Source organism: Mariprofundus ferrooxydans PV-1 (assembly GCF_000153765.1).
GTDB lineage: Bacteria > Pseudomonadota > Zetaproteobacteria > Mariprofundales > Mariprofundaceae > Mariprofundus > Mariprofundus ferrooxydans.
This window is the reverse complement of sequence record NZ_DS022295.1, coordinates 387,532-399,782: the sequence shown is the minus strand read 5'-3', so window position 1 is coordinate 399,782 and position 12,251 is coordinate 387,532. Positions and strand designations below refer to the sequence as shown.

At 54.5% G+C, this 12,251-nt stretch carries 12 protein-coding genes; 4 read left to right on the top strand and 8 right to left on the bottom strand.

Annotated elements, in window-relative coordinates; genetic code table 11:
• Window positions 1-70: 70 nt before the first annotated feature.
• Genes SPV1_RS08710 through SPV1_RS08700 form a run of 3 tightly spaced genes read right to left on the bottom strand, consistent with a single transcriptional unit; the run spans window position 71 to window position 3,976 of the window.
• A complete protein-coding gene (locus SPV1_RS08710; protein ID WP_009850795.1) occupies window positions 71-1,579 on the bottom strand; it encodes an ABC transporter substrate-binding protein in 1,509 nt (502 codons plus the stop codon).
• Window positions 1,576-2,820 (bottom strand): class I SAM-dependent RNA methyltransferase, encoded by a 1,245-nt coding sequence (locus SPV1_RS08705; protein WP_152909292.1) that lies wholly within the window; start codon window positions 2,818-2,820, stop codon window positions 1,576-1,578. The genes SPV1_RS08710 and SPV1_RS08705 overlap by 4 nt, the downstream gene beginning before the upstream one ends.
• 10 nt (window positions 2,821-2,830) lie before the next feature.
• Window positions 2,831-3,976: a class I SAM-dependent methyltransferase gene (locus SPV1_RS08700; protein ID WP_009850793.1), complete on the bottom strand. Its 1,146-nt coding sequence runs from the start codon at window positions 3,974-3,976 to the stop codon at window positions 2,831-2,833.
• Between the two features lie 66 nt (window positions 3,977-4,042).
• Between SPV1_RS08700 and trxA the strand changes: the two genes are divergently transcribed.
• Window positions 4,043-4,375 (top strand): thioredoxin TrxA, encoded by a 333-nt coding sequence (gene trxA / locus SPV1_RS08695; protein ID WP_009850792.1) that lies wholly within the window; start codon window positions 4,043-4,045, stop codon window positions 4,373-4,375.
• 71 nt (window positions 4,376-4,446) lie between these two features.
• On the opposite strand, the gene SPV1_RS08690 is transcribed toward trxA, so the two are convergent.
• Window positions 4,447-5,472 carry an SMP-30/gluconolactonase/LRE family protein gene (locus tag SPV1_RS08690; protein WP_009850791.1) on the bottom strand — a complete coding sequence of 342 codons (1,026 nt, stop codon included), beginning with the start codon at window positions 5,470-5,472 and terminating at the stop codon, window positions 4,447-4,449.
• A gap of 130 nt (window positions 5,473-5,602) precedes the next feature.
• Here SPV1_RS08690 and SPV1_RS08685 point away from each other — a divergent pair, with 130 nt between their 5' ends.
• Both SPV1_RS08685 and SPV1_RS08680 read left to right on the top strand, forming a co-directional pair.
• Window positions 5,603-5,983 carry a peptidoglycan-binding domain-containing protein gene (locus tag SPV1_RS08685; RefSeq protein WP_040881774.1) on the top strand — a complete coding sequence of 127 codons (381 nt, stop codon included), beginning with the start codon at window positions 5,603-5,605 and terminating at the stop codon, window positions 5,981-5,983.
• Window positions 5,980-6,480 carry a hypothetical protein gene (locus SPV1_RS08680; protein ID WP_009850789.1) on the top strand — a complete coding sequence of 167 codons (501 nt, stop codon included), beginning with the start codon at window positions 5,980-5,982 and terminating at the stop codon, window positions 6,478-6,480. The genes SPV1_RS08685 and SPV1_RS08680 overlap by 4 nt, the downstream gene beginning before the upstream one ends.
• On the opposite strand, the gene SPV1_RS08675 is transcribed toward SPV1_RS08680, so the two are convergent.
• The 4 genes from SPV1_RS08675 to SPV1_RS08660 all read right to left on the bottom strand — a co-directional run bounded on the left by SPV1_RS08675 (window position 6,477) and on the right by SPV1_RS08660 (window position 11,750).
• Entirely contained in the window at window positions 6,477-6,854 is a 378-nt protein-coding gene (locus SPV1_RS08675) for a response regulator (RefSeq protein WP_009850788.1), read from the bottom strand. The two genes, SPV1_RS08680 and SPV1_RS08675, sit on opposite strands and share 4 nt — an antisense overlap.
• Window positions 6,851-9,904: a response regulator gene (locus tag SPV1_RS08670; RefSeq protein ID WP_009850787.1), complete on the bottom strand. Its 3,054-nt coding sequence runs from the start codon at window positions 9,902-9,904 to the stop codon at window positions 6,851-6,853. Before SPV1_RS08670 ends, SPV1_RS08675 begins: the two co-directional genes overlap by 4 nt.
• The gene (locus SPV1_RS08665; RefSeq protein WP_009850786.1) at window positions 9,901-10,269 is read right to left on the bottom strand and encodes a response regulator; all 369 of its coding nucleotides are present in this window, start codon (window positions 10,267-10,269) and stop codon (window positions 9,901-9,903) included. Before SPV1_RS08665 ends, SPV1_RS08670 begins: the two co-directional genes overlap by 4 nt.
• A 101-nt stretch (window positions 10,270-10,370) precedes the next feature.
• A complete protein-coding gene (locus SPV1_RS08660) occupies window positions 10,371-11,750 on the bottom strand; it encodes a hydantoinase/carbamoylase family amidase (RefSeq protein WP_009850785.1) in 1,380 nt (459 codons plus the stop codon).
• Window positions 11,751-12,021: 271 nt separating this feature from the next.
• Between SPV1_RS08660 and SPV1_RS08655 the strand changes: the two genes are divergently transcribed.
• Window positions 12,022-12,198 (top strand): hypothetical protein, encoded by a 177-nt coding sequence (locus SPV1_RS08655; RefSeq protein ID WP_018293553.1) that lies wholly within the window; start codon window positions 12,022-12,024, stop codon window positions 12,196-12,198.
• Window positions 12,199-12,251: the final 53 nt, after the last annotated feature.

Here is a 12,251-nt window from a genome sequence, read left to right as displayed (position 1 = left end):
AGTCGTTTAGTGGTGCAGTCGCAACATCGGCGACACTGCTATCTGGAAATAGAGGCAGTAAGTCGACTGATTACCGGTCAGATTTAGACTCGGTCAGAAAAATATCTTTTAGTCCCAGCAGACTGCCATTGGGTTGCGGCCTGAAGCCTTTGACACGGGGGCCGCTGACAGCAATAACCGGATCATACCATAACGGGATATAGACCATATCCGCATGCATCTGTTTCTCTACCCGTGCATAGAGGAGCTGTCGCTGCTGCTGACTTGCGCTTTCGGCCGCCTGATCCAGCCATGCATCCACCTGCGGGTTGGCATAGCGGCCGCGATTGGAGCCGTGCGGCGGCCACATCGACGAGTGTAGTATCCAGCGGTAGATATCCGGGTCGCTGCTGCCCACCCATGCCAGCGAAAAGACCTGAAAATCACCCTGCTTGATACGGGCATAAAAACCACCCCACTCCAGTGATTCGATATGCACATCGATACCGATCCGCCGCCACATGGCGGCAACGGCCGTAGCCAGTTGCAAACGGGCGGGATCGGTGCTGGTGCGATAGTTCAGTGAAAAGCGGATACCATCCGCTCCGCGTCGCATGCCTGCCTGATCCAGCAGTGTTTCCGCCAGTTTCGGATCAAACGGAATCCGCGGCAGTTTGGTTGCCGCCCAGTGGGCCGGCGTCAATACAGTTTCCGCCAGTACCGGCAGATCGGCAAACAGTGCACGTTTCAAGGTATTCCGATCCAGCGCCAGAGCGAGCGCACGCCGAACCCGCACATCTTTCAGACGCTTGTCCTGCAAATTCAGACCGATATAGGAGAATGTCGTTGAGGGACGCGTCTGCATCGTCAGTGACGCTTGCTTGCGCACGTAGGATAACAGATGCGGCGGCAGATCATTCTGCACGAAGTCCAGTTCGCCGCGGGTCAGTTTTAATAACCGCGTCACCGGATCTTTGACGGCAGTAAAGTGAATAACCCGCACCCGGCTATGCAGGTCCACCCGCTCCAGTGTCAGGCCATGCTGATCCCACAGCCGCACCCTGTAAGCGCCGCATCCTGTTGTCGTGCGGGCCTGCTGCGGCAGTGCGGCAATCGATGCCGGCAAAATGCCCAATGTCAGCCGCGTCAGCAACGAGGCGTCAGGCCGCTTCAGATGAATAAGAACCACACCACGACCCTCGGCCTCCACCTGGCTGACCGCAGCAAAACCGGCGCGCAACGGGCTGGCCAGAGCCGGGTTCAGCACCGCGGAGAGCGTGGCTGCCACATCGGCCGCCGTCAGTGGCGTCCCGTCGGAAAAGTGCAGACCCGGCCTGAGCGTAAATCGCCACAACAGCGGCTCCGGCTGCTCCCAACCGGTGGCCAGATCACCCTGCAGATGAAAGCTCTCATCCAGCCGCAACAGGCCGCGATGCAACAGCTCCTGTACCCGTACCGATGCAGCATCGGTGGCGAAACGGGGATCGAGCGTTGCCGGCATGTGGGCCAGCCCGACACGCAACACGCCCTCTTCCCGATCCTGCCCGTGACAGGCTGTCAGCAACAGGCAGGCGGCCAGCAAGGCAAAACATAATTTCACGCACGCTCCCACAGCGAGAGCGATTCGACATGACCGGCATAGGCGAACAGATCCAGCGCCTGCAGCGCCTTGAGCTGATAACCCTGCTGCTGCAACATTACTCCGTCTCTTGCACCCGCTGCAGGGTCGCACGAAATCATGATAATCTGTTTCGGCATCAGGTGCGTGATACGGCTGCAGATGCGTTTGGCGCCACGACGCGGCGGGTCGAGGATCAGCAGGTCTGCGCCGATATAGGGCTCCATATTAAAGTCCTCGAACAGGTTGGCCTGCACAAAAGAGGCATTTATTCCCAGCCTTTTTGCATTGGTCTGTGCAGCCCGTACGCTGGCCGGATTCAGCTCCGCGCCGAAGAGCTCAGCGCCGGTGGCAACCGCAAGCGGCAACGACAGGTTGCCGATGCCGCAGAAGAGATCGGCAATACGGCGAACCGGGCCGGCCCACTGCTGAATGAGTGCAATCAGCTTGCGATTACCGGCCTCCTGCCCCTGCACAAAATCGTCCGGCCCCACGGCAAGCAGAATATCCTGCTCTCCGGCCGGCAGACGGTCATGGAAACGCTGTACAGGCCGGTTCAGCGGCCGCGTTACATCATCCTGTCGCCGCCACCACTGCACAGGCAGATCGGCACACATCAGCGGCAGACCGGAGGCCTCTGTAATCGCGCCTTCAAGCACAACATGCATACCATCCGCCAACTCCAGAGCCTGAATGCCTTGGACACCACTAAGCAGTGCAGGGTGCTGCAGCAACTCACTGTGCAGGCGTTGCAGTCCGGGCGTGAGCACCATGCATTGTTCATGGCGAATCACCCGGTGACTGGCATGTGCATAAAAACCGGCAAAACTGCCCTGCTCATCGCGGTTCACCATCCAGTGCACACGCCTGCGCGATGCAGCGGCAACCGTCTCAGCCTCCACCCATTGTGTCTGGACTCCGATCAGTGCGCGGAAGGCATCATGCACCCATGCCGACTTAAGTGCTGCATGACTCTGAGGGGCAAGGAACTGCAGCGCACAGCCGCCACACTCGCCTGCCACGGGGCACTCAGCGCTAACCCGCTGCGGGCCGGGCTTGTTCACCGTCGTGATTTCGCCGCGCAGCACGCCGCGCCGCTTTTGTAACGGGCGAACAGACAATTCGTCGCCCGGCACGGCATTGGCCACCAGCATCGTATGCCCCTCTGTGCGCACAAGCGTCTCACCGCCGGGCAATATGCTTTCAGCTATTCCTGTAATCATCATGTATCCTTCATAACAGTGAGTCGAGATGATCAAACTGTTTGAGATATGCCGGCTTCTGGGCCGGCAGGCCTTTAGACTGCACCAGCAACTTGAATACCTCTCCCAGGCCGAAAGGCATCAGCAGCCGTTTGGCATGGGTCAGCAGATGCAGACTCTGCGCATCACTTTGGGTCGCCAGCGACTGGATAAAGGCCTGCACCGATGGTGACTGGGCCAGCCAGCCACCCTGTGACATCCACAACAGCGGCTCCATACCAACCGCTCTGCCCGCCTGCACGAGCGCCGAGAAATTCACATGTGCAGTAATATCGCGACTTCCCGGCTCGGATAACACATCGTCAATCGCCTTGTGCTCTAGGTGCGCCAGCAACGTACCTTCGGCGCGACCCGGTCGATAATACTCCTGCTGTGAATAGCCGTAATCCAGCGTCAGGATAAAACCGCGCTGCACCACTCGTGCCAGCGACTGCTGCCATACAGGCAGGCCCGGATTGAATTCGCTGATATAACCGTCCTGCCACCGGCTGCTCAACGATTGCGGAATATCCGGAGCATGCTGCATCGGTAGCGGTGCATCCGCCCACTCAAATCCACCCTCGGCCCGGTGTATCACGCCGCGCTCATAATATTGTCCCTGTTTGTAGCGAAAGCAGCGCAGTGGAAATGCATCGGGCAACTCATTACTGTAGATAATGATATTTTCAGGTATCTCGATCTCATCCAGCGTCCCGAACAACGCCACGTCCACCCCGCTCTCGTCAAACAGCACCTGCTGTCTCTGGCGGAGACCGTGACTACGCTCCACAGAGAGAATGCGTTCAGGCATCACAGGCATCATCTGCGACAGGATATTAATTACCGATGCCAACAGCTTGCCACTGCCGGAGCCCTGCTCCAGCAGAGTCCACTGCGCAGGCTCACCCAGTTGTTGCCAGCAGTTGAAAATCAGGTCGGCAAAACCCAGGGATAGCCACGGTCCCAGCTCGGGTGCCGTGACAAAGTCGCCCGCCTCGCCGAATACCGTTTTTGACTCGTAATAGCCCAGTTCCGGCTCATAGAGCGCAGCCTGCATAAATGCATCGAAGGGGAGAAAACCGCCTGCATCGGAGATATGCGCGCAAATGATCTGCTCGAGTTGATGATGCCCTGTCATAGTTGACGCCTCTCTCGCCCCGGATTAACGTATCGAACATCCCATATACGATAACGAGGAACTCAAATGTCTTCAGATTTAATCATTCATGTCAGCGACGAAAGCTTTGATGCTGACGTATTGAAAGCATCCGGCCCTGTGCTGGTTGATTTTTGGGCTCCATGGTGCGGCCCCTGCAAACAAATCGCGCCGATTCTGGACGAAGTTGCCGGCGAGAAGCAAGGTCAGGTAACCATTGCAAAAATCAATATCGATGATAACCCGAACACTCCGGGCAAGTATGGCGTACGCGGTATCCCTACGCTGATGCTCTTTTCCGGCGGCAATGTTCAGGGCACCAAGGTCGGCGCTGTCAACAAGGCCAAACTGGGCGAGTTCATCGACGAACATCTGGGCTAACAGCGCCCTACTCTCGGAAAAAGGCAGGGGTTCTCCCCTGCCTTTTTTGTTTTGCTGAACAATCCGACTACTTATGCGTGATCCTCTGATCCGGTGTTATGCTTCTCATGCAATCGAAGCGTCATGGCAGGATTATAACGTCCGCGCTGCAGGTTCACGTAAACAGCATCATCGGTTGCCAGCACACCGCCAAAGCGGGAGGTCGGGTGACGCATGATTTCGTGTAACTTCCGACCATCCCATGCCCATACAACCGACTGCTCTCCATGATCGGTAATCCACAACCAGTGGCGCGCACTATCCCAACTCATATCATCAGGGTGGCTAAGCGATGGGTTATCCAGCCATGGTTCGATACGGGGCCGTTTCCCGTCATCGTGCAGTTGCAGGATCTGCCCACTGCCGGACTCCGCCAGCAGAAGCGTGCCATCAGGCAAACGCTCAATATCGTGTATGCCGGCAAAGGCTCTGGCTCCGAGCGTAAGAGCTGAACCGGTTGCTTCATCCGGATTAACCGCGAGCCACCCTTTCTCACTGTGATAGACTGCCAACGTACGACTTTTCAGTTCCAGACGAAACAGGCTACCTGCAGCCGAGGCATCCGCCAGATAGGCAAAGCGACCATCGGCAGAGAAGGCGATAGCACGGTGGTGAAATTGCCCGGCAGAATTAAACGGTGCCAGCGATACGTAGCTGCTGGTCAATTCAACCGGATCCACGCGCTGGTCGGACGGAAACTGATCCGGCTCAGCCATACGCCAGACCACACCTTTCGGATCGTCTTCAGCAATCCATAATGATCCGTCCGGCGCAAGTCTGATACCATTGGCATTTCGCATGCCCTGCACCAGAATATGCGTACGGCTGCTGCTCAGACGGATAGCAATCACTCCCGCCTCTGAACTGTACTGGCTGCGCTCGCCACTAATATATAGCCAATCCTTGCCGGATGAGAGTGCCATTTTGTTCGGCGTGATTGCTTTCCATGCACTCAGCGATTGATAGGACCAGCCCGGAGCCAGCTTCAGGCCCGCGCCATTGGTCTGACAACCGGCCAGAATCAGCACTATCAACACGATGGCACGTAAATATTTCATCGGCTAAATGTGTACTGATCCAGCGGAACGGGCAAGCAAAACTTCCGGGATATTGCCAACACGCCATATCATCATCACAGTGACGGTTGAATTCGAATTTTGTAAGCAACACCCCACACAGGAGAGCTTCATGCCCAGGCCGCTTAAAATATTCATGCGAGGTAAAAGGATTGCCCTGCTGCAGGAGATTTTATATCGCAAGGGCTACCCCATGCAGGATCAGAAAGGGGTCTTCGGCGTGCATACGCGAGATGCCATCAAGGATATCCAGAAGCAACACGGCCTGAAGCCTTCAGGTCAGGTCGATGACGAGCTGTTCCAACTGATTCAACAGGGTCAACCGGCTTTACCCACCGGGGAAAAAAGCGCTGAAGCGCCTGCTGTGGATGCTCCGCTCGTCAATCAACAGCAATTCGACGCACTGATACGCCTGTTGATCAGCAAGGGCGTGATCAAGTCCGGGGAGCTGGAGGCGGAGATGACAAAAGCCCTGCCCGCTATCCTGTCGTGATACTGCGCCCTGAGTTCACCCTGCAGCTGGCAAAGCTTCTGCTAGGTGGGGCAAGCATCAATCTGATCAGTCCGCACGGACAGGGACGCAGACGGACAGTGAAGGATTTACGTGCTGTGATACCGTCATCACTCACTGTTCAATACATCGACCTGCGCCTGAATCCCGATGATTTACAGACAACTGTTTCCGGCTGTTTACAGCAACAGAATACGATCCTGCTGATCGTGCATAATTTCAATCTGCTACAGAACGATGTAGTCATAGAGAGACTTAATAGTATAAAAAACATCAGTTATATAAGCCTGTTATGCATATCGGAGAATGCAGAGGATCAACCGTCGCTGAATGCGGAAAATATCTATCTCCCCCCTCTCACCCAAAGTCAGCTGATAGCTGAAATCAATTACAGAGGGTTAGCTGCTGAGGTTACAACCGTCGACCGGCTACTGACACAGCCGGCACCCTATAGCGCACTGGATCAGCTCACGGGCTAATCCGGCAACAGAAAGGATGCTACCTGCCCCGGAAAAACACGCGTATCGACAGGTTTAGCGATATAGTCCGAAAATCCCCGTTCCAGTATTTTTTCCCTGTCGCCACTCATGGCATGCGCTGTTAATGCAACCACCGGTATCTCGCTACCCGTACGCCTGATTTTCTCGAGTACCTGATAACCATCCATATCCGGCATCTGGATATCGAGCAGGATCAAATCCGGTGCCATGTCCGAGATGTGTTCAAGAAATATTTCGCCGCTATTTGTTGTCTCCACTAAGGCGCCGTGTGCGTCCAACAGTGCCGAAAACAGCATCAGAATGCTGTCGTTATCATCCACAATAGCTATTTTTTTTCCGGAAAGCGGCTTCATATAATAACCAGGCCTCCGTTTTTCTCATACGCCAGTTTGTTGCGTCCGGATGCTTTGGCTTTATGTATACGCTCGTGACATGCGGTTATTAACTTCTCAGGCGTATCACCATCTACAGGATAAAGTGAGATAGCCGCACTGGTGGTCAAACCCGGCTTATCCAGCCCCTCTTCACCGGGAAACGGATATGTCTCAATCATGTTTTTCAGGCGATTTACCACCAGCAGCGCGCCTTCGAGCTCTGTACGGGTAAGAATCATGGCGAATTCATCCACGCGGTGTCTGGTAGCAATATCGGAGCCTCTGAGGTTATTCATCATGAAACTGCCTACCTTGCGCAGCGCCGAGTGAACATACGCATCCCCTGCCATCTCGCTGAATCGGGAGAACCCATCCAGGTCAAACACAACACAGGCCATTTTCTCGCTGTTGCGCGATGCGCGTGAGATCTCCTGATTCAGGCGAATCTGGTAATAGCGATGGTTCAGCAGACCGGAAATATTGTCTTTCAATCCCGCCTGGTAGGGGTAGATGCTCTCAATTTGACGAATCTCATCAATCAGCCGTTCGCGGGTGAACTGCTCTTTACTGACACACTCTTCAATATGCCCCATCAAACGTACCCGTTCGGCGACGGCCAGTTCCCGGGCAGTGACAACAATAATTGGAATATTCTGCGTGCGTGGTTGCCGCTTCAGTCGTTCGGCAACTTCAAATCCGTCCATCCCCGGCATCATCAGGTCGAGAATGATAATGTCCGGCTCCACGCTTTCGGCCAGACTGATACCATCCGGACCATTGCCTGCCGTATGAACCCGGTAACCCTGTGCAGTAAGCGTGGCCGTATAGAGCTCCCGAATGCTTTCATCATCGTCTATGGCAAGCACATGCATCGCTCTGTGTCTGCGATGTATGCCTTTGCTTAATGTTTTGAGCTTGGAGGCAAGCAGCTCACGATTGATCGGCTTGCTCAGATAATCAGTGGCTCCCAGTGCTATGCCCAGCTCCTCATTCTCGGAGACAGTACACATGATCACCGGGATATCCGATGTGTCAGCATCAATCTTGAGCTCCTGCAATACCTCCCAGCCATCCTTACCGGGCATCATCACATCCAGCAAAATCAGAAACGGCCGTTTTTTACGAGCGACAAGCAGTGCATCGTCACCATTCATGGCATGACAAACCCTGTAGCCTGCATCAGAAAGGTAAAGGGTGCTGATTTCCAGTGAGTGTGCATCGTCATCGACAACCATGATCACTGGTGCGTCAGGTTCAACGGCTAACGGCTTGTTGTGCATCGGTTGCAACAGAAGCTCCGGCTTATCTGCCGGCATGATGGTTTTTTCGACAGGCGCTTTTTGCATGAACTCGACAGGCAGGGTGAATACAAAACAGCTACCTTTATCGGGAGCACTGTTCACCTCGATAGAACCACCATGCATTTCGACCAGTCTCTGGGTCAGTGTCAGTCCCAGCCCCGTACCTTCGTAATTGCGCGAGTGCGAACCATCTGCCTGCTCAAACGGATTAAAGATATGCACCTGATCCTCCGGAGAGATCCCGATACCTTCATCGTGAATAGCAACCGTTAATCTCGCGTAACTCTCCAGTTCGTCGTCGTTATGCTGCCCAGCCGCACTGTTGTTGTAATCGACGACGATTCTGACCTCGCCTCCCTGAGGACTAAACTTGATCGCATTGGAGCAGAGGTTGTAGAGAATTTGCTTGAATTTTGTACGATCGAGAACAATACCGGGGATCGCGGCATCACACTCGAGTAGCAGCCGCACGCTTGTTTTGGTCGCATACCCCTGTAGCACCAGCAGGATTTCATCAAGCAGTGCTGCGACATCCACCTTCTCCAGCTTGAGCGTCATCTTGCCTGCCTCGATTTTGGCAAGGTCGAGAATGCCGTTAATCAGCTCCAGCAGATGTTTGCCTGAAATATTGATGTTTTTCAGGTATTTGGTCTGGGTTTCATTCAGTGGTCCGACAAAGCCATCAATCAGAAATTCGGAAAAGCCATTGATAGAGGTCAGCGGCGTACGTAGCTCATGGGACATATTGCTGATAAACTGTGATTTGGCCTGATTGGCACGAGTCAGCGCCTCATTGGCAGAGGTCAGATCAGCGGTGCGCTCCATAATCCGCGCTTCCAGATGCTCATTTAACGATTTGAGTTCTGCTTTTTCCTGTTCAATGGTTTCAAAGAGTCGAGCCTTCTGAATGGCATGCGCAGCCTGATTAGCCAGCAGATCCAGAATACAGAGATGATTTTCATCATACTCGCGCGGCGCAAAATCATTGACGTAGAGTATGCCGACAGTTTCAGTCCCCAGCGCCAAAGGCACGGCAACCAGAGCCTGCACCCCCTCCTCTGCCAGCATACTGTTAAGCGCCAACTCCTCAGAGTCGGCAATATCCGGCACGACAAATGGTTTCCGCTCGCTGAAAATACGCTCGGTAAGCCCGCCTTCCCGGATAACCCAGCGATCCTGATGACCAAAGGAGTCAGAAAATCCGGATGCGGCATAGAGCGACAGGGAGCGCGACCTTTTATCGTAGAGAGAAACAGTTCCCGCCGGCGAGCCGGTAACCTGCATTGCTTCCTGCAGAACCAGTTTAAGCATCCGGGAGAGGCTGTCAGTCGTATTCAAATGGCGTCCGATACGGTTTAGCTGCTCGAACTCGGCAAGCATCTGCTCAATCTGTTTCTTTTCGGCCTTTCGCTTGCACATCTGGTCGTAGAAAAAGCGTGCAGCCTTCCCCTCCATAATCTCCACATCCGATGAAAAATAGCGGCACAAGCGCTCTGACACATCGCTACAGCCGGTGACGTTGATGACCATATCGCAGGCAGGAATCCCTTCGACGGCATGAAGGATCGGAATTGAAAGCAGTGCCGCCTGTTTCAGAGCAGGGGCATCCACACGCGCATCAACAATCGCGACAATCCTGATATCGCTATCTTCCTGCAATACCTGCAGCAGTGCCTCACCTCCGCGACCGGCGCCGATGATGGCAATTCTGAATATATTCGAACTCATACTGTCGGCCGGACCTGCAGATATTGCTTAACACAGCTCAGAACCGACGGGATATCAAACGGCTTGCTGATGTAGTCCGTAGCACCTCTGGAGATTGCTATATCGCGCTCTTCACTTTCCGGCAGCGCGCTGACCAGAATGATGGGTAATGCATCTCCGTGGCGTTCACGCAGGATTTCCAGCACCTGATAACCGGTCATACCAGGCATGGTAATGTCCATCAATACAAGTTCAGGGCATACCTCCTCTGCCAGAGCAATAGCCTTGATACCATCTGCTGCATCGCGCACCGAATAATTGGCGCTTTCCAGCACGGCAACCTGCATCTCTCGAACGTTATCGTTATCATCGACAATAAGTATCATGGCCTCTCCCAACCCAAATTATATCTATCGCAGAAAACGTGCAGATCTTTATCTTTTAATAACACCAGCGTGATCCTGGTTTGCAACCTGAGCAGAAACTCTTAGCCGTGAAACGGCTGAGGCCCGCTCCTGTAAGTGAGCATCAGCTGTGCCAATATCGATGCACCGGCAGCGATCTGCTCATATGAAGTGTGCTCCGCCGCTGAATGACTGATACCGGCGCGGCAGGGAATAAAAATCATGCCGGTTGGAATTGCACTGCCATCTGTTTTTTGCTGATGACAGATTACTGCCACATCGTGCCAGGCACCGCTGGGCAAATAGGTGAAACGCCTGTGCTGCTCTTCGCAGCAGGCGGCGGTCATGCTCTGGATATGCGCATTCAGTGCAGGAATGCCGAAGGAGATGGATATCTGTTCAACCTCCGCCCCGACATGAAACAGTGCAGCCTGCTGGCGGATCAGCGCCTGCGCCTGTTCATGATAGTCTCGTGCCAACCCTTCAGAACAACTGCGTATTTCGTGCGAGAAGTAGGCAAACCCGCTCACCTTGGATACCGCATTCGCCTGCACAAGCGGGCAATGCTGATTGTGCTCCGCATGGCTGTTCACGACACCAAAGGTCTGGATAACTGCCTGAGGTGTTTCCGGATGCAGTTTATTAAACCGGGCCAGCAACCCGTCCAGCTGCACCATCAGATGCGCCATCGCCAGATTTGCATCCTTGCGATATGCCACCCCCATCGGGGTTGCTCCCGAATGATCGAAAGCACCAGTCAAATGGACCCAGCTGCGTATCGAGCCGCGGATACCGGTCACGATGCCGATATCGCACTGCTTGTTCTCAAGCACGCTCCCCTGCTCGATATGCAGCTCAATATGTGCAGCAATAGCGTCGCGCTCTGCATCCGGAATCGTGGCGGCTCCGGCTCGCACATATGAAGGATCGGCATGCTGGGAGATCATCGCCTGCGCAAGCGTCCTGCCGCCGTGTGTATAATCGAGCACGGCCGGTTTCAGCTCTCCGAATGCCGCCCATGCACCCAGCGATGCCGTGCCGAATGCCGACGACTCTTCGCCGCGCCATACCCGCAGGCGCAGGCCATGGGACAACGCTTCACCGCCGGATTGGACAGCAATCAGTACCGCCAGTCCTGCAACCACGCCTGCAACACCGTCATAGTTACCACCGGCATCGACCGTATCGACATGCGAGCCGGTCTCCACCCAATGCGTAAATTCGCCCGCTGTCTCAATGATCAGGTTGCCAACGGCATCCCTGCGACTGACAAGCCCCGCAGCAACTGCAGCGCTTTCCACATAATCAAAGGCTGCCGATTCTGCATCCGAATAGGCGGGGCGTATAAAGCCGTTCGTGCGGTCATCGTCAATCACGCCGATTCGGTCGAGTACCGCATAATGGTCGGCAATCGCAGCCGGGGTAATGGTAACAGGGTTCTTGTTCAATACAGACACGCGCATGGAAGGATGAGTGCGCAAAGCGGTTGAGAAGGATCTGGGCGGTACATCTGGCCTCCATTGGATTTATAAAAGAGGCAACAACCCGTCGGAACGGCGACACCCGGCCCACAAGCTTAATCGTCACCTTCTCTTTTACAATCCAGGAACATATTGAAATATATAGCAGGCACAACACGGCATCGTCATCCCGCCTCAGTCCTGTTGTGGCATTTCAGCCCGGGCCGGTGCATTCTCCCGCATGCATACTTTAACCGCGCATCAGGAGAGCTTCATGTTCATCAAAATCGACAAGAAAACGCATGAGGAGACGGTCATCAGCAGTGAGGAGATGGTCGATGTGCTGGAGCAGGATGTGAATGCGGATGTTATCGATGAAATTCTGACCGAGATCGTGCTGGGCACTTATGAACACAGCAACAGGTCTGCAACCTACAAATACAGGTCATAGCGAACCAAAGTCACCACACTCACCGACACGGCATCATCGCCTGCCGAAACTTG

Bases quoted from the DNA above. Each gene is read 5' to 3' on its own strand.
- SPV1_RS08705 (WP_152909292.1), bottom strand. From the start codon at position 2,820: ATGATTACAGGAATAGCTGAAAGCATATTGCCCGGCGGTGAGACGCTT.
- SPV1_RS08700 (WP_009850793.1), bottom strand. From the start codon at position 3,976: ATGACAGGGCATCATCAACTCGAGCAGATCATTTGCGCGCATATCTCC.
- trxA (WP_009850792.1), top strand. From the start codon at position 4,043: ATGTCTTCAGATTTAATCATTCATGTCAGCGACGAAAGCTTTGATGCT.
- SPV1_RS08690 (WP_009850791.1), bottom strand. From the start codon at position 5,472: ATGAAATATTTACGTGCCATCGTGTTGATAGTGCTGATTCTGGCCGGT.
- SPV1_RS08685 (WP_040881774.1), top strand. From the start codon at position 5,603: ATGCCCAGGCCGCTTAAAATATTCATGCGAGGTAAAAGGATTGCCCTG.
- SPV1_RS08675 (WP_009850788.1), bottom strand. From the start codon at position 6,854: ATGAAGCCGCTTTCCGGAAAAAAAATAGCTATTGTGGATGATAACGAC.
- SPV1_RS08670 (WP_009850787.1), bottom strand. From the start codon at position 9,904: ATGAGTTCGAATATATTCAGAATTGCCATCATCGGCGCCGGTCGCGGA.
- SPV1_RS08665 (WP_009850786.1), bottom strand. From the start codon at position 10,269: ATGATACTTATTGTCGATGATAACGATAACGTTCGAGAGATGCAGGTT.
- SPV1_RS08660 (WP_009850785.1), bottom strand. From the start codon at position 11,750: ATGCGCGTGTCTGTATTGAACAAGAACCCTGTTACCATTACCCCGGCT.
- SPV1_RS08655 (WP_018293553.1), top strand. From the start codon at position 12,022: ATGTTCATCAAAATCGACAAGAAAACGCATGAGGAGACGGTCATCAGC.